This is a genomic window from Streptomyces sp. AV19, from assembly GCF_015999245.1.
GTDB lineage: Bacteria > Actinomycetota > Actinomycetes > Streptomycetales > Streptomycetaceae > Streptomyces.
This window is the reverse complement of record NZ_JAEAMR010000018.1, coordinates 210504-227542: the sequence shown is the minus strand read 5'-3', so window position 1 is coordinate 227542 and position 17039 is coordinate 210504. Positions and strand designations below refer to the sequence as shown.

Below are 17039 nucleotides of genomic sequence, written 5' to 3'. Positions count from 1 at the left end.
AGCGATGTGCACGGGCATCGGACCGTCCAGGCCGACCGGCGTGCCCCTGGGCGTGAGGGACCCCGCCCCCGCATCCCCGGACCACGGACACGATCCGTGCCGCCGGACGCGGCGAGTACGCGGGCAACCAGGACATCCACAACCGTTCGGGATGTCCGCAGTGAGCAGGAATGAGTCCAAGACTCACTCCTGCTCACTGATTAGGAACGGTGTACGTCCTTTGCGTACTGGTCTCGACCATCGTCGGTGCCGCTGTATAAACGATCAACAAGCCATAAATGGACAATCAGGGCTGGGGGGTTGAGCCCCCCCCCGTGGGGGCCGGTGGGGGAGGGGCGGCTCACATGACGGGGGACGCCGGGAACGGGATCATGGGCCCCTGATACGCCTTCTCGTTCTGGAGGGCGGTCAGCCGGAGCACGAAGAGCGCGGCGACGACGGCTGCCACGATGTCGACGACGTCGGCGACCAGCAGTACGCCGGTGGCGGTGCGGATCTCCTCGAAGGTCTCGGCTTTGAAGTACATCCGACCGCCCGCCCGGCCCAGGGCGAGGGTGGCGAGCCACAGGCCCCACCACCAGCCCATGACCGCGCGCGACGCGCGGCGGAGAGAGCCGTCCGGCTCGTACGGCAGGCTCGCGGCCCACACGTCGTCGGCGAGCTTCTTCGGGAACCAGAGGTTGACCACGGGCGTGATCCAGCCCCAGATCGTCCAGCCCCGGCGCATCCGGTGCCCGTCCGGCCGGAAGACCTCCGCGTTCGTCCGCACCCGGTGGAACCAGACGACGAAGACGACGGCCGTGGCCAGCAGCGCGAGCGTCTGCAGGAACCCGGCGGCGGCCTGGAGCAGGTCCGAGCGGTCGAGGTCGCTCTGCGCGACGGAGTCGACGCCGTTGTCGATGACGTCGGTCGACACCCCGAACATGGTGGCGCCGGCGAAGAGCGAGAACACGTCGGTCAGCGCGCAGACGCCCAGCAGCACGACGACCGCCCGCGAGAGGCCCTGGGGGGAGGCGAGGCGCGGTGCGGGGGTGTACTGCCGGGGCGGGGCGTACGCCGGAGGGGCGGGGTGGGGCTGATTCTGCGCGGGCGGGACGGGCGGGACGGGCGGGACGGGCGGGGTGGCGTAGGCGGACAGGGACTCGGGCCCGTAGGGGTGCGGCGGCGCGGCCGGGGCACCGGCCTCCGGGGCGACCGTCCCTTCACATGCGGCACAGCGTCCTGTTCGGCTCACTGCCAGAGCTGTCTGGCATACGGAACACAGCAAGAAATAACCTCTTTTGTCCTGTTCGGGTGCGTGGAAGTGTGGAGTGCACCAGATCGAAGACGTGTGAAACAGGGGTGAGGTTGTGTGCCGTGCCGTGCCGTGCCGTCCGCTGTCCGGCCCGGTTACCGCCCGGCGGGAACGGCCGGCGGCACCGGCTTGGTGACCGCGTTCGCGATCCGCAGCACCATCTCCTGCTGCGACATGTCCCGGTGCGTGGGCGTCCAGGAGTAGGCGACCGTGCGCCGGAGGTCGCGGGTCGCGAACACTCCCGAGTTGTAGCCGTACCGCTCGCCCGTCTTGCCCCACAGCGTCACACCGTTCACGGTGACCGTCTGGAGGCCCATGCCGAATCTGGCCGGGGAGCCGTCCACCATCCGCACCTCGCTGCCCGGCAGCGTGAACATCTTGTCCAGCGTCGCCTTCGGCAGCAGCTTGCCGGGGGCGAACAGGGCCGTGATGAAGCGCTCCAAGTCGCCGGTCGTGGAGATCAGTTCGCCCTCGCCCCACGCCTCGGACTGGTCGTACTCCGTCGCGTCCCGCAGGGTGCCGTCCGACATCGCCAGGTAGCCGTGGACGTGCGGGCCGTGGATCTTCGGGTCGTCGCCCGGGAACGAGGTGTGGCGCAGACCCAGCGGGCGCAGGATGCGCTGGCCGATCACCTTCCCGTACGGCCTGCCCGTCACCTTCTCGACGAGCAGGGCCGCCAGGACGTAGTTCATGCCCCGGTACTCCTGCTTGGTGCCCGGGGTGAACTTCATCGGGCCGTCGGGCAGGGTGGCCACGATCTTCTTCGGCGTCCACCGGTCGTAGCGGTGCTCGAGGATCTGCTCCGGGGTCTTGATCTCCGGGCCGCCGACCTCGTTCGGCAGACCGCTGGTGTGGTCGAGGAGCTGGGAGACCTTGACCGGCGCGTAGCTCCTGGGGAGCAGGCCCGGCAGGTAGTCCTGGACCGGCCTGTCCAGATCCACCCGGCCCTCCGCCGACAGCTGCAGCACCGCCGTCGCCACGAAGGCCTTGGTGACGCTGCCCGCCCGGAAGGTGTCGTCCGGCCGCACCGGCGCGCCCGTTCTCCGGTCCGCGACACCCGCCGTGCCGTACCAGCTCCCCGCCTTGCCGCCGACCCTCAACTGGGCGGCCGTCGCCTGCGGATGGTCCAGATCGGAGATCGCCGCCCGCAGGGCCGCCCTGTCGAGCGGGGGTACGGCGGGGGTCGCCACGGCGGTCCTCGGCGGCGGCGCGGCCGCGAACGCGGCGGGGGCACCAACACCCGCGAGCAGGGCGGCGGTCAGCGTGGCGCCGACGAGGGCGCGGCGGGACGGGAAGGTCGAAGTCATGACGATCATGATTCCGGCGCGCCTCCGACCCGCCATCGGGGAACGGCCCTCATCCGCCCCTGACGCGTCCCTGATCCGGTGCCGGGGTCGTTCCTGACATCACGTCAGGGTTTCCGGGCTGTCGCCCGCCGGCCACGGTCACCCCCCGACCACGCCGACCGTCCCGGCCGTTCCGTCCACCCGGACGTACTGGCCGTCGCGGAGCGCACGCGTCGCGCCGACCGTGCCCATGACCGCCGGGATGCCGTACTCGCGGGCCACGACCGCGGCGTGCGAGCCCAGCCCCCCGGTGTCGGTGACCACCGCCCGGGCCAGCCGGAACAGCGGCGTCCAGCCGGGGTTGGTGTACGGGCAGACCAGGACGTCGCCCTCGGTCATGCGGTGGAACTCCGCGGGGCCGCTGATGACGCGTACCGGTCCGGTGGCCGTACCGCGGCTTGCCGCGATGCCGTTGATGCCCGCGCCACCGGCGGCGGCGAGGGCCGCCAGCAGGTCGGGCGGGACGGGGTTGTAGTCGCGCAGGACGGCGGCGCGGCGGCGTTTGCGGTCGGCGGCCAGGGCGCGGGTGGGCTCCGGTTCGCCGTCCGTCTCGGGGAGTTCGAGGAGGAAGACGTCCTCGGGGCGGTCGAGAGAGCCGCGCTCCACCAGGCGCCGGCCTCGTTCCAGCAGCAGGAGGCGGAGCACCCCCAGGCCCGTGACGAGGTAGAAGTGGCTGTCCTCGCGGAAGGCGGCGTGGGCGCGGGCGGCGGGCAGTCTGCGCAGGGCCAGCCGGCCGAACAGGCGTCCGCGGGGGCCGCGGGCGGACGTCACGACGGTCCGGGCCGCCGCCATGCGGTCCGCACCGCCCGGAACCGCCGACGGCTCCGCTTCCGCCGCGCGCGAGAGGCTGAGCAGCAGGCCGTGGAGGATCTGCGGGGAGTCCCGCAGGGTGGGCGAGCCCAGCGACGGCGTCGAGGTCATCCGGTAGCCCAGGCGCGCCAGATGGCGGCGCAGGTCGGTCAGCAGGGCACGGCCGGCCGGTCCCTCCGACAGGCGGGCATCGATCTCCTCTGCGGGACACCGCTCGTAGATCTCCCGCAACTCGGGCTCGCGGTGGATGCGGGCGGCGAGTCCGGCCAGTTCACGGTCGGCCTCGCCGATCAGCGTGGGGACGCCGGAGAGGAGGTCGGCGTGGAGCCGTCCGCCCTCCTCGGCGCCGAAGGCGGCCCGCAGCCACAGCGACAGGGACGCGTCGGCGATCATGCCGCGCGGCAGCGCCCCGAAGCGCGGGGCCACCAGCTGCCCGAGGACACCGCGCACTTGGGCGAGCCGGTCGGTGAGGTCCCGGTCGGTGAGGTCCGCCAGTTCCTCCCCGTCGATGCGCTCGACCAGCGGCATCAGGGTCCGGCGGCACTCCTCGGTCCACTCGGCCGACGAACTGCCCGTCAGGGCAAGGGCTTTGGGTGCCAGGAGCGGCAGGCCCAGGACGACGCGCGGCGTGGGCCGGACGCCGGGCGGTACGAGCCGTACGGCGGCGTCCTCCACGCCGACGAGCACCCGCCCGGGTTCCCCGGCGTCGACTCCGGCCCTCCGCAGCACGCCCAGACAGGTCTCCACGACGGGACGCAGGAAGACCGAACAGTCCATCGGGTAATGCGGCACGGGATAGTGCTCGGCCTGGGCCAGGGCGACCCGGGCCTTGCGCAGCTCGCGGCGGGAGGGCGGTTTGCGCGGGGCGGACGCCGCCGGGCCGTCCTCCCGTGCGTCATCCTCCCGCGCGTCGGGCAGTCCCGTCATCGGGCGGGCCTGCAGCAGCCAGCAGCGGCCCCCGGCGCAGGCCCACTCGATGTCCTGGGGTCCGCCGAAGAGCGCCTCTACCCGCTCGGCCAGGCGCACCAACTGGTCGAGTTCGGCGGCCGGCAGGGAGGGGTGCTCGCTCAGCAGCCGCCCGTCGGCGCGGTCCACGACGTGGGTCACGCCCGTGGCCCGCCCGGACACCAGCGCCTCGCCCAGCCCCTCCACCGCGTCCACGGTGATCCGGTCGCGGCGGCCGGTGACCGGGTCCGCGGTGAACAGCACCCCGGCCCACCGGGCGTCCACCATGGGCATCACCAGCACGCCCATCACGGCCTCCGCCGCTTCCCCGGGCTGCCGGCGGAGCCGGTAGTCGGTGGCGCGGGCCGTCCACAGCGAGGCCCAGCACGCGCGGACCGCCGCGACGACATCCTCCTCGCCCTCGACGCCGAGGAAGGTGTCGTACTGCCCGGCGAACGAGGCGTCCGCCAGGTCCTCGACGGTGGCCGAGGACCGCACGGCCACCCTGGGGGCGCCCAGCTTCCGGTACGCGTCGGTGATGCCCCGGGCGATCGCCTCGGGGACCTCGGCGGCGCGGATCAGTTCGCCCAGCCGCCGGGGGTCGTCACCGCCGATGCCGTGATGGCCGAGGAAGTCCCGGTAGGCCGCGCCGGCGACGACGAACCCGGCCGGTACGGGCAGCCCGGCCGCGGCCGCCTCGCCCAGCCGGGCGGCCTTCCCGCCCACCGTCCCGCCGTCCTCGCGGGTGACCTCCGCCAACTCCCGGATGTAGTGCGTCATGCCTCACCGCTCTCCGCCGATCCTGGCTCCGGCCCCTACCTTGCCGGTCGGCCGGGCGGGGCCGCTACGTCCCTGCCGTATCCGGTACACCGCCACCACATACACCACGTCGGCCGCCAGGCACACGAGATAGAGGAATTTCAGGAGTACGGAGTGGCCGTACTCCGGCAGCGGCGGCCGCAGGTGGACGCCGAGCGACGCCGCCGCGGTACCGAGCATCTTGGCCACGGCGATCCCCAGGGACTGGCCGCGCAGCGACCTGCGGGCCTGGAGCATGCCCAGGAACAGCAGCGACATCATCAGCGCCTGCAGGAAGGAGACCCGCAGGCCGTAGCTGTCCTCGAACTCCCTGCTGATCAGCACGTCCGTGGTGCCCATCAGGACGATGACGCCGGCGAACATCGCGTAGCACAGCCGCCGCGACAGGCCGGGGAACTCCCGGGGGCCGTGGCGGAACACGTACCACAGGATGACGAAGTCGGTCAGCAGCCAGATCGCGTCGATGGTGAGCTGGGCGCCGAAGACGAAGTCGCTGTCGTAGGTGGGCGGGTCGATGACGGTGAAGTAGAACTCCCAGCCGAGGTTGGCGCCGAGGGCCGCCAGCGGCATGCCGTAGGTGCGGTCCGCGCGGCTCTTGAGCGCGATCAGGACGTAGGCGGTGGTCCAGAAGATCCCGGCGAACGTGTGGACGACCACTTGGGTGATCACGAACCGCCCCTTCCCGGTGAGGTTTCCTGTTCAGCCACGTTCCTGTTCAGCCACGCCCGCCGCCGGTCGCCGCCCGCCACGCCTCGCGGCCCAGCGCGAGGGCGTAGGCGAAGACCTGGGCGGCGGCCGGGCGGTGCTGCGCGGGCGCGGGGATCTCGTTGGCGTCGCAGACGATGTCCAGCAGGTGCGGGGTGCGGGTCGCGGCCAGGCCGCGCAGGGCGCGGCGCAGCTGGGCGCGGGTGCGTACGGTGGTGGCCCGGACGCCGAAGGAGCGGGCGAGGGCGGCGAGGTCGCCGTTGTGCAGCGCCGAGCCGTACTCGGGCCAGCCCATGATCTCCTGCTCGAACTTGATGGCGCCGAGCCTGCTGTTGTTGAAGACGCAGACCACGACCGGCTCGTCGAGGGCGGCGAGGGAGGCCAGTTCGCTCAGGGTGATGGCCAGTCCGCCGTCGCCGACGCCCGCCAGGATCCGGGTGCCGGGCCGCTGCCGGGCGATGCCGATCGCGGCGGGCAGGGCGAAGCCCATGGTGGCGAAGGAGCCGGTCCAGACGAACTGCCGGGCCCCGAGGAGGTAGCGGTAGAGCCACAGGGTGTTCAGCCCGACGTCCGCGACGACGGTGGTGGTGCCGTCCACCAGTTCGTCCGCCAGGGTGAGCGCGACCGTGGAGGGCCGGATGCCGCCGTGCCGTCCCGTCGGCAGGGGGACGGCACGGCGTCGTGCCGCGAGGAACGCCTGCCGGTTTTCCAGGACGAACGCGGCGCGCCCGTCGGCGAGTTCGGCGTCGGCGGGTCCCAGCGCGCCGACGCGGCGGGTCAGTTCCTTCAGGGTTTCCGCGGTGGTGCCGTGCAGGCGCAGGTCCGCGCGGGGGGAGGCCGCGAGCCGGGCGAGGTCGCGGTCGACCTGGATCAGCCGGAAGCCGCCGTGCAGGTCGAAGGCCGAGGTGCCGCGCTGGGACACGCCCAGCGCCAGCAGGACGTCGCAGCCCTTGAGCGCCTTGGCGGCCGAGGTGTGGCCGGAGGAGCCGACGCCGCCGGCGAAACGGGGGTGGTCCTCGGGTACGGCTCCTCGGCCGGGCATGGTCGTCACCAGCGGCGCGTCGAGCCCGGAGGCCAGGTCCAGCAGCTCGGCGGTGCAGCCCCGGGCGCCGCGGCCGGCCAGCAGCAGCGGACGGCGGGCCGCGGCGAGCGCGGCGGCCGCCCGGTCGAGCAGGCCGGACGGCGGCAGCGTGGCGGAGGGCAGGTCCTCCCAGAGGGGCAGGTCCGGCGAACCGGCGTGCTGTTCAAGGGCGTTGGGGCAGATCTCGACGTAAGCGGCGCCATGCCCGGCGACGGCCCGGTGGACGGTCCGTACCGCCTCGGCCAGGGACTCCGGGGTGCCGTCCAGGCGGGCGGTGCGGGCCGCGTCCCGGAAGAGCGCGGTCCCGTCGACCACTCCCTCGCTCCGCCCCACGCCGAGGACGATCAGGGGCGCGTGGTCGTACGCGGCGTCGTAGATCCCGTTCGTCTGCAGCAGCAGGTCGGCCTCTCCGGCGGCGACGCAGACGGCGGGGCGCCCGGAGTCCTTGGCGACGGCGGAGCCGGTCAGCGCGGCGGACTCGGGGTGGACGATGTCGTGGGCGGTGATGCCGGCCGCGCGCAAACACGCGATCAGCGGCCCGGCGGCCGTGTCGGCGCGCGCGTAGGCGTCGGTGACGCCGACGCCGGCCAGGGCCCGTGCCAGCAGGAGGCCGGCGCTGCCGTCGCGGGCGGCGGCGCCCGTGCCGTGGACCTCGACGCGCTCCCGGCCCTCCCGCTCCACCCCGGCGGCCGAGGCCGGGACGCACAGCAGGGACGGGCCCGGCGTCCCGAGGGCGGCGCGGAGTTCACCGTCCAGCCGCGCCGGGTCGGTGACCCGCCGGGCCGCCAGCCCGGCGGCCGCGCCGACGCCGCGCGCGTCGAAGGGGGCGCCGCGCTCCACGCAGACCACCGTGACGGGCAGGTCGTAGCGCCGGGCGGTGAGGAGCTCCGCCGCGAAGTCGGCCAGGCCGGCGTCGGTGGCGACGGCGACGGCGGGACGGCCGGGGAGCGCCACGGCGGCACCGAGGGCGGCGGGCAGCGCCCAGCCGCGGCAGCGCAGGGCGTAGGAGGACAGGAAGTCCCTCTGCCGGACGGGGAGTTGGGTGAAGGCGGCGTCCAGGACGGCGCCGGGTTCGAGCGCCAGGACGGCGTCGGGCGCGGCCGTCCCGTCCAGGGCCCGCCACAGCGGCGCCGGGTCGCCGGGGCGGGGCAGCGCGTGCGCGGCGCGGGCCGGTTCGGAGGCGTGCGCGGCGGCGGGGCCCGGTACGGCGGCGGCCAGGTCGCGCAGCAGCTTCCGCTCGTCGCCGAGCAGCCGCAGCCATCCGGCGGGCCGGTCGTGGGCCGCCTCGGCGGCGTCCGCCACCTGCACGACGTGATGCTGCGTCAGCATGCTTCGTACGGCGGCCGTGTGGGCCCCGACGAGCAGGACGCCCGGCGCGCGTGCCAGGAGTTCGCGGACCTCGTCGCCCACCCGGTCGCGGACGGGCACGGCACCGGCCGTGTCCGTCCGGGCGAAGTAGCGGTGGCCTTCGGGGAGGACGAAGACCGGGGCCCCCAGGCGGACGCCCAACTCGTCGATCTCCGCGCCCGTTTCGGCCGTCGTACGCCCCACCAGCAGCGCGTGCGCGCCCTGTGCGAGCCGGTCTGCCGCGGCCGCCGGCAGCCCCTTGTCGTGCTGGAGCCCCGCCCCCGGCGGGCCGCCCCGCCAGAGGGCCGGCACCGGCGCCGGTGCCGCCAGCACGTCCGAGGAGCAGGCCAGGTGGACCGGGCCGCGCCGCACCGCGGCCTCGCCCAGCGCCCGGGCGACCATGCCGAGCTGCCGGGGCGAGGCGACGTGCCGGTTGTAGACGGAGCAGCCGTCGAAGAGCCGGACCGAGTCGATCTCCTGGAAGGAATCCAACCCGACCTGCTCCGCCGGTACTTGGCCCGACAGCGCCAGCAGTGGCGCCCGGTCGGCCAGCGCGTCGTAGGCGCCCGGCAGCAGATGGGTCGCCCCGGGGCCCGCGGTGCCCACACAGACGCCGGGAGTGCCGGTGAGCTTGCCGTAGGCGGCCGCCATGAGGCTCGCGGCGCCCTCGTGCCGGACGGCCACCAGGGAGATCCGGCCGTCGCGCCGCAGGGCGTCCAGGAGCGGGTTGAGGGACTCGGCGGGCATCCCGAAGACCGCCCGGACACCGAGGCGGGCCAGCCCCGCGACGACCTCGTCGGCGAACCGCCGCCTGCCCAGGGCGTCGGCGTAGACGTAACGGTTGACCTGCATGGGACTCCTCACGGATCGTGCGGCCGCCGCTCCGCCCAGTGCAGATAGGCGATGCCTCCGGTCAGGGGCCGGCGGCCGTAGCGGGCGAAGCCCGCTTCGGCGCAGAGCGCGGCGATGGCGTCGGGTCCTCGGTAGGTGAGGATCTCCTCCCGCAGGTGGCGGTAGCCCGCCAGGCGCCGGGAGCGCCCCAGGAGCCGCATGACGTGCAGTCCGCCCGCGTACAGACGGCGCAGCAGGCGGTTCTCGGGAGTGCCCAGTTCGAGGAGGAGGAGCGTGCCGCCGGGCCGCAGGACGCGCAGCAGTTCGGCGGCGCATCGCTCGCGGTCGTCCATGTCGTCGACGGCGAAGGCCACGCAGGCGAGGTCGAACACGCCGTCGGCGAAGGGGAGACGGAGCCCGTCGGCGCGTACGAGACGGACGTGGCCGCCGGTCTTCTCCCGGGCCACCCGGAGCATGGCCGCGTTGAGGTCGCAGCCGACGACGTACGCCGCCGGGTTGCGGGCGGCGACGGCCGTGGCCAGGCCGCCGGTCCCGGTGGCCAGGTCCAGGACGCGCAGCCGCCGCGAGGGGTCCACGCGGGCGGCGGCCAGGCGCCGCCACCGCCGGTCGGAGCCCAGGCTGAGGGCCGAGTTGAACAGGTCGTAGCGGCCCGCGACCCGGTCGAACAGGCTCTGCGGCGTCTTCGGCCGGGGCCGGGGCGAGGGCGCGCCGGCCGGCGCGCCGGACGCGGCCGGGCCGTTGGCGTCGGCGTCCCGGCGCGTGTCCAGGGCCAGCAGATCGCTGCCGACGAGGATCACCGCACCCGCCCCCAGCACGGCCACCGAGGACCAGCCGGGCATCTGGAGCAGCAGGACCGTCCCGAGGAAACCGCTGGAGAGCAGCATGTCGGCGCGGAGCACACGGTTGCCGGTCGCCGCGTCCGGGGCGCGCACCAGCCGGCGGCACTGGACGGCGGCGAGCACGGCCCAGGGGGTGGCGAACAGGACCCGCGGCGGCGACGCCTGCGCGGGCACCAGCAGCGGCAGGGACAGGTACGCGGCCAGGGTGACCGCGCTCGCGGCGACGGCGGCCGCGCGCCGGTCGGCGAAGAGCGTCGCGGAGGTGCGCAGCCCGGCCTGGCGGTCGCCGTCGTAGTCCGGGACGTTCTTGACCAGCCCCTTGGCCACGAACCACAGGAACAGGAACGCCAGCATGGCCAGCGCCGGGCCGGTCGGCGCGACCACCGTGCGGTGCGCCCCGAACCAGCCGATGAGGAACGGGCCGACGACGGCCTGCGCGAAGATGTAGAGGCCGAGGAAGGGCCGGGCCTTCATCCGCAGCGGCCCGAACGAGTACTGGTGCAGGCCCAGCAGCCCGACGAGGACGAAGACCAGGTACGCGGGGCCGTAGCACAGGGCGAGGGCGGCCATGAGGACGTTGAGCGCCACGATCGCGTACAGCAGCCTGCGGCGGCCCAGGCGGTACAGCAGCCAGACGCGTCCGGGCAGGTTGCGGCAGTCCTCGTCCACGTCGGTGTAGGTGTTGGTGACGTTGGCGAGGAAGCCGACGAGGAACGCCTGGACGGCGCCGGCCAGCGTCAGCGCGTCCGGCCGGACGGGTCCGGCGTAGCCGAGTCCGATGACGTAGGCGAACAGTCCCGGGACGCAGGTGCGGGGGCGGCCGATCATCACCAGCAGCCGCAGGAACTCCCGCAGGTGAACGCCTACTTGGGGCCCTCTGAGGATCTCTGCCTGCCGCTGCGGCAGGACGGCGCGGAACTCCTCGGCGCTCAACGGCACCGCGGTTCCGGCGGGCTTGGTCGGGTTCGGTCCCACGGGTGCGTCACCCCCCGTCCGGAGCGGAGAGGACGGACCGGGCGATCTCGCCGAGCATTCCGGCGCCGTCCCGGCCGAGTTCGCCGCCGGCGCGGGAGAGGTGCCCGACCGCTTCCTCGGCGAGGTCCCGGGCGGTGGCCCGGCACGAGGCGATCGCGGATGTGCCGACGATCAGCCGGATCGCCCGCGCGGGCCGGTCGTCCTCGCCGGTCCGGTGCGGGGCGAGCAGGTGCGCCAGTCCGGCCTGCCGGGGCAGGGCCCGCAGCACCGGCAGGGTGTAGATCCCGGCGATCAGGTCCTGGCCCGGGGGCTTTCCGGTGCTGCCGGGCGGCAGGGTGAGGTCGTGGATGTCGTCGACGATCTGGAAGGCCAGGCCCATCAGCCGTCCGTACGCGCCCAGGGCCTCCACCGCGGACGCCGTCAGCCCGCGGCCCAGCGCGCCCAGGCGGCAGGCGGCGGAGATCAGCGCGGCCGACTTCCCCTCGACGGCCGCGAAGTAATCGGCCTCGCGCCGCGCCGTGTTGTGCTGGTCGCCGATCTCCCGGGCCATGCCCTCGCACATCGCCGCGAACGCCCGGGCGACGACGCCGCCTTCGGCCCGTCCCAGGCCGACCGCCCGGTCGAAGGCGAGGGCCAGGACGTAGTCGCCGCAGAGGACGGCCCGTTGCTCGCCCTCCCGGCGGTGCACGGTCGGCCGGCCCCGGCGCAGGTCGGCGCCGTCGATGATGTCGTCGTGCACCAGGCTGGCGTAGTGCAGGAGTTCCACCGCCAGCCCGGCCCGGGCGAGCCGGCCGAGGGCCTCGGGGCGCAGCGGCCGGCGGGCGGCGGAGGCGACGGCCAGGACGAGCAGGGAACGCAGCTGCTTTCCGCCGGAGAGGGCGTGGCGCAGTGCGGTTTCGAGGAAGGTGCCGGTCTGCGGCCGTCGCGCGAGCTGCAGTTCGCAGGCGCGCAGGTAGTCCTCGACGAGTTCCTTGCCCGCGTGGCCGGCGACGATGTCGTGGAACCGGGTCCAGGGCAGGGCGGTCGGATCGTGCCGTATTCGGGGCGGTGCGTCGGTATCCGGTATGCCCTCGCGGGAGTCGTTGACGGTCACTTCGCTGACCTCTTCGGCGTCAGGTTCGGGGAGTGCCGCCCGGCCGGCGGGGCCGGGCGGTCCGGGTGCGGAGCCGGACCGGGGGACCGGTCAGGCGCGGACGCGGTCGACCCGCGCGGGCAGCCCGTGGCGGGGGTACATGGCGGACAGGCCGGCCGGCCGGACGTCCGTGGCCGTCAGGGTCAGCCGGGTCCGCCGCAGCAGCTGGACGAGCGCCGCCTTGATGTTGGCCCGGGCCACCGAGGACCCCGGGCAGCGTCTGAAGCCCGCGCCGAAGGGCAGGTAGCTGTACGGGTCGGGGCGGCGGTAGCCGGGTTGTCCGGGGTCCCAGCGCTCGGGGCGGAAGCGGTGCGGCTCCGGCCAGAGCTCCGGCAGCCGGTGGGTGACGTACTGGCTGGTCACCACGAGGCTCCCGGCGGGGACGCGGTGGCCGCCGAACTCGAAGGCGGCCAGGGCCCGTCGGGCGCCGACCATGACCGGCGGGTACAGGCGCAGTGCCTCGGAGACCGACCAGTCCAGGTAGCGCAGCCGGTCCAGGCCGGCCGCGGTGGGAGGCCGGTCCCCGGGCAGTTCGCGGTCGAGTTCCGCGCGGGCGGTGGCCCAGACGTCCGGGGCGGTCAGCAGGGAGTGGACGCTCCAGCCGATCGCGGCGCTGGTGGTGTCGTAGCTGGCGACGATCAGGCTCACGATCATGTCGCGCAGTTCGCGGTCGCTCAGGCCCTTCCGGCCGTCGGGCGGGGAGACCAGCAGGGTGAGCAGGTCGTCCTCGTGGTCCGGCGCGGCGCGGCGGTGGGCGATCTCGGCCAGCACCCGGCCGTCCACGCGGGCCACCGCGTTCGTCAGTCCGCGCCAGGCGGGGTTGGGCACGGCGCGGAGGATCTTGTGCACCGGGAGGGAGGAGTTGAGGACCCGCATCGCGGTGCGCAGATCGCGTTCCAGCTCCGCGTCGGCGGCGGCCAGACGCGGGCCGAAGAACGAGGAAATCGTCGCCCGGCGTACCGCGGTGCGGAATTCCCGGTACACGTCGACGGTCTGCCCGGGGCGCCAGGCGTCGAGCACGGCGTCCGTATGCCGGACCATATGTGCGATGCAGCCGTCGACGCGGTCGCGGTGCAGCGCGGGTTCGACCAGTCTGCGCCGGCGGTGGTGTCCTTCGCCGTCGCTGGCCAGCAGCGCGGTTTCGCCGGCGAGGGGGAGCAGTATCTCGTATCCGCCGCGCCAGCTGAAATTGTCGGTGTGCTGGGCGAGATAGCGGTTGGCCTCGGGACCGAGGAGGAAGACGGTCCGTATCGGGCCGGAACCGAATGCGCAGACCGGGCCGTACGTCCGGTACATGTCCCAAATCCCGGTGGCCGGGCTGCGGTCGAGCCGGTAGGCGAACCGTGCCAGACTCACGGGATCCGACGGGCCCGGGATCTTCCGCCGCCGGTTTTCCTCGCGATGGTACGGACGGGCCGACCGATAGCGCGTTGTTCCATGGCGCATCCAACACCCCCGTGTAATACGCCCCGGACGCCCCGGCCGGATTTTTTCGCCCTCGCATCGCGGCGCCGGGGCTGATTTTCGGAAGCCTAGGTCCGGCCTTCCCGGCCGTCAAGGCAGTGCGCCTGCATTTCGGCCTGATGCGCGGGAACACCGGATGGACGGCTGTCAACTGTGATGATTTCTGGTGCTGTCGGTGCTCCCGTGCAGGGAATTCCGATCACCGGTCCGGTCGTTCGCGTTCCCGATCAACGCGTCCGTGGCCGATGGGACGCCGGATGACTCGTGGGGCGGATGATTCCCGGCGGCGGACGGTGGACGGTTCAGCGGCCTGACACGCTGCCGACCAGCGGGGAAATGCGGGATTCCGGATAACGGGCCACCGCGTCCGTACCGATCCGTTGAATTACCCGTTGCCCGCGTCCTATCCTCACGAGAGTCCGGTCGTGATCCGCAACGGGGAACGGGGAATTACTGTGGCGAACCATCCGGATCAGCCCGCGTTCCCCTTCCGGCGGCCCAATCCGCTGCGTCCGCCCGGGGAGTTCGAGCGGCTGCGCGCGCACACGCCGATGACACGCGTGACCACACGGCTCGGCGACACCTCATGGCTCGCCACGCGTTACGAGGACATCCGCTCCGTCCTCTCCGACCAGCGTTTCGGACCGCATCTCCACGGCGGCGCGATGGGCTGGGTCGGCGAGGCCCGTACCGGCGATTCGCTGTTCCAGGACCCGCCCGGGCACACCCGGCTGCGCCGGCTGGTCTCCAGCGCCTTCACCGCCCGGCGCGCCGAGGAGATGCGCCCCCGGGTCCGCGAAATCGCCGACTCGCTGGCGCGCGCCATGCGGGACGCGCCCCGGCCGCTCGATCTCGCGGCCTGGTTCGGCTATCCCCTGCCGATCACCGTGATAAGCGAACTCCTCGGCATTCCCCAGGAGGACCGGAAGCAATTCCGCGCCTGGTCGGACACGTTCCTCGCGGTCAGCGACGAGACCCTGGCCGCGGCCGCCCAGGCGTGGTCGGACCTCAACGCGTACGTCGTGCGGCTCATCGCCGACAAACGCTCGGGCACCGGCGACGACCTCCTCCACGCGCTGATCGCGGTCCGCGACGAACAGGAGGACCGGCTCAGCGAGTCCGAGCTCTTCATGATGGCCATCAGCCTGCTCGTCGGCGGCTACGCCACCACCGCCAACGCGATCGGCATCGGCGCCCTCCACCTCCTGCACAACGGCCAGTTGGGCGCGCTGCGCGCCGACCCGTCGCGCGTCGCCCCCGCCGTCGAGGAGGTGCTGCGCCAGCAGGCCGGCGGCGGCGAGATGCGCCGCGTCGCCAGGGAGGACGTCGAGGTGGGCGGGGTGGCGGTCAAGGCGGGGGAGACGGTGCTGATCCCCCTGGAGGCCGCGAACCGTGACCCCGGACAGTTCGCCGATCCCCTCGCGTTCGACATCGGCCGCGCCCCGAACCCGCACCTCGCCTTCGGCCACGGCATCCACTTCTGCCTCGGCGCGGCGCTGGCCCGGGTGGAGCTCCAGGAGGCCTTCGCCGCGCTCGCGGACGCCTTCCCCGGCATGCGGCTCGCCGTACCGGCCGAGGAGGTCGGCTGGTCGGTCCGGCTGCTCGACGAAGGGCCGAAGGGGGTCCCGGTCACCTGGTAGGCGGCCGGGGCGGTCTAGGATCCCGGCCATGATCGCCGACCTGCAATGCGTGGTGCTGGACTGCCCGGACCCTGGCAAACTCGCCGCCTTCTACGGCTCGTTGCTCGGCGGGGACATCGACCGGCCGGACGGGCGGTGGACGCTCGACGACGACTGGGCGACCCTGCACACGCCGTCCGGCCTCGTCCTCGCCTTCCAGCGCGCCGCCGGCCACCGGCCGCCGACGTGGCCCGACCCGGAGCGGCCCCAGCAGTTCCACCTGGACTTCGGCGTCCCCGACCTGGACCGGGCGCAGGAGCAGGTGCTGGCCCTGGGAGCGACCGTGCTGGACGGCGGCTCGGACGGGCAGACCTGGCGGGTCTACGCCGATCCGGCGGGGCATCCGTTCTGTCTCGTCCGCCGGTGAGGCGGGCCCTCGGGGCGGTCAGGCCTGTTGCTCGTGGCTCGGTTCGCGGAGCGCGGGCTGCTGGGCCGGGACGGTCACGGTCGGGGCCTCACTGGAGCCCCGCTCCGTCAGCAGCCGCACCAGCGGGTTGACGAGAACCGTCGCCGACAGCGCCGTGAGCAGGAGCACGGTGAACAGGCGGTCGTCGATGAGGCCGGCCTCGCGGCCCAGGCTCAGCATGATGACCTCGCTCAGCCCCTTGGTGTTGACCAGGACGCCCAGGACCGCCGCCTCCCGCCGGGGCATCCGGAGCAGGAGGCGGGCGGAGAGCGCGGCGCCCGCGAACCGGCCGCCCCAGGCCACCGCGAGGAACCCGGCGAGCGCGAGGAGCCCGCGCGGCCCCAGCCGGGTCACGTCCACGGTCAGCCCCGCGAGCGCGAAGAAGACGGGGATGAGCAGGGCGCCGGTGTGGCGCACCGGCTCCTCGACGGCGCCGCGCAGTTCGGGCGCGAGGTCGCGGGGCATGACCAGGCCGAACGCGAACGCGCCGATGACGGCGTGGACGCCCAGCCAGGTGGTGCACCAGGCGGAGAGGAAGACGCCGCTGCTCACCACGAGGACGAGCAGCATGGGGCGGGCCCCGGGGCGGCCGAACAGGGCGCGCAGGGCGGGGCGTACGGCGAGCAGCATGACGAGCGCGTAGGCGGCGACCCCGGCCAGGGTGACGAGCAGGCTGCCGGAGCTCGGCCCCTGCGCGGCGGTGAGCAGGGCGGCCATGGCGCACCAGGCGACGACCTCGCTGACCGCCCCGCACGCGGTGGCCGTCGCCCCGGCCGGGGCCGCCTGGAGCCGGTTCTCGTCCACGATGCGGATGAGGACGGACAGGGCGCCGACCGACAGGACGATGCCCAGGAACGGCGCGAAGAGGAGCGGCGAGCCGGTCAGGTCGGGGCGGACCGCGAGGAGGATGCCCGCCAGGACCATGGCCAGCGCGAAGGGCAGCATCAGTGAGGCGGCGGCGACGCCGAGCACGGAGCGTCCCCTCCCGGGCAGGGAGCGGAAGTCGAGTTCCCAGCCGGCGGCGAACAGGAACAGCGCGATGCCGACCTGGGCGATCGCCGACAGATGGGCCCGGACCTCGTCCGGGAAGAGCACGTCGGGCAGGTGGCCGGGCAGCAGGCCGAGCACGCTCGGGCCCAGCAGCAGCCCGGCCGCGATCTCGGCGACCACGGCCGGCTGCCGCAGCCGGTGCCGAAGGGGCGTCAGGGCGACGCCGAGGAGCAGGACGAGGGCGATGTCGGCCAGCACGGCCGCTTCCGGCGAGGAACCTTTCACGGCTCGTGCCTTCCTGGGAGAGGGAATCGCGGGTCGTACCCGTCCGGGCCGGTCGCGCACGCCGGGCGCT

General features: G+C 74.0%; 11 protein-coding genes and 1 pseudogene. 3 read left to right on the top strand and 9 right to left on the bottom strand.

All coding sequences use genetic code 11. The features are described 5' to 3' along the window. Positions 1-174: pseudogene (locus I5Q34_RS35075) on the top strand (IS200/IS605 family accessory protein TnpB-related protein); the annotation flags it as partial. Between the two features lie 166 nt (positions 175-340). Here the strand turns inward: I5Q34_RS35075 and I5Q34_RS26385 are convergent. The 8 genes from I5Q34_RS26385 to I5Q34_RS26350 all read right to left on the bottom strand — a co-directional run bounded on the left by I5Q34_RS26385 (position 341) and on the right by I5Q34_RS26350 (position 13501). Continuing rightward, complete coding sequence (locus I5Q34_RS26385) at positions 341-1234, bottom strand: DUF4328 domain-containing protein (RefSeq protein WP_277965724.1); 894 nt, start codon at positions 1232-1234, stop codon at positions 341-343. Between the two features lie 155 nt (positions 1235-1389). After that, positions 1390-2601 (bottom strand): serine hydrolase, encoded by a 1212-nt coding sequence (locus I5Q34_RS26380; RefSeq protein ID WP_199894916.1) that lies wholly within the window; start codon positions 2599-2601, stop codon positions 1390-1392. Between the two features lie 138 nt (positions 2602-2739). After that, positions 2740-5175, bottom strand: a complete 2436-nt coding sequence (locus I5Q34_RS26375; protein ID WP_199894915.1) for a PEP/pyruvate-binding domain-containing protein — start codon at positions 5173-5175, stop codon at positions 2740-2742. A gap of 3 nt (positions 5176-5178) precedes the next feature. Then, the gene (locus I5Q34_RS26370) at positions 5179-5883 is read right to left on the bottom strand and encodes a hypothetical protein (RefSeq protein ID WP_199894914.1); all 705 of its coding nucleotides are present in this window, start codon (positions 5881-5883) and stop codon (positions 5179-5181) included. 46 nt (positions 5884-5929) lie between these two features. Beyond that, positions 5930-9199: a thiamine pyrophosphate-binding protein gene (locus I5Q34_RS26365; RefSeq protein ID WP_199894913.1), complete on the bottom strand. Its 3270-nt coding sequence runs from the start codon at positions 9197-9199 to the stop codon at positions 5930-5932. An 8-nt stretch (positions 9200-9207) separates the two neighbouring features. After that, complete coding sequence (locus tag I5Q34_RS26360; protein ID WP_199894912.1) at positions 9208-11013, bottom strand: class I SAM-dependent methyltransferase; 1806 nt, start codon at positions 11011-11013, stop codon at positions 9208-9210. Positions 11014-11020: 7 nt separating this feature from the next. Continuing rightward, on the bottom strand, positions 11021-12106 hold the full coding sequence (locus tag I5Q34_RS26355) for a polyprenyl synthetase family protein (RefSeq protein WP_199894911.1): 1086 nt from the start codon (positions 12104-12106) through the stop codon (positions 11021-11023). A gap of 90 nt (positions 12107-12196) precedes the next feature. Then, on the bottom strand, positions 12197-13501 hold the full coding sequence (locus tag I5Q34_RS26350; RefSeq protein WP_199894910.1) for a cytochrome P450: 1305 nt from the start codon (positions 13499-13501) through the stop codon (positions 12197-12199). A 563-nt stretch (positions 13502-14064) separates the two neighbouring features. On the opposite strand from I5Q34_RS26350, the gene I5Q34_RS35875 reads away from it, so the two are divergent. Then, positions 14065-15249, top strand: a complete 1185-nt coding sequence (locus tag I5Q34_RS35875; protein ID WP_199894909.1) for a cytochrome P450 — start codon at positions 14065-14067, stop codon at positions 15247-15249. 28 nt (positions 15250-15277) lie between these two features. Beyond that, positions 15278-15655, top strand: a complete 378-nt coding sequence (locus I5Q34_RS26340) for a VOC family protein (RefSeq protein ID WP_199894908.1) — start codon at positions 15278-15280, stop codon at positions 15653-15655. Positions 15656-15673: 18 nt separating this feature from the next. Here the strand turns inward: I5Q34_RS26340 and I5Q34_RS26335 are convergent, their stop codons facing one another. Further along, positions 15674-16969 carry a cation:proton antiporter gene (locus I5Q34_RS26335; RefSeq protein WP_199894907.1) on the bottom strand — a complete coding sequence of 432 codons (1296 nt, stop codon included), beginning with the start codon at positions 16967-16969 and terminating at the stop codon, positions 15674-15676. Between the last annotated feature and the right edge of the window lie 70 nt (positions 16970-17039).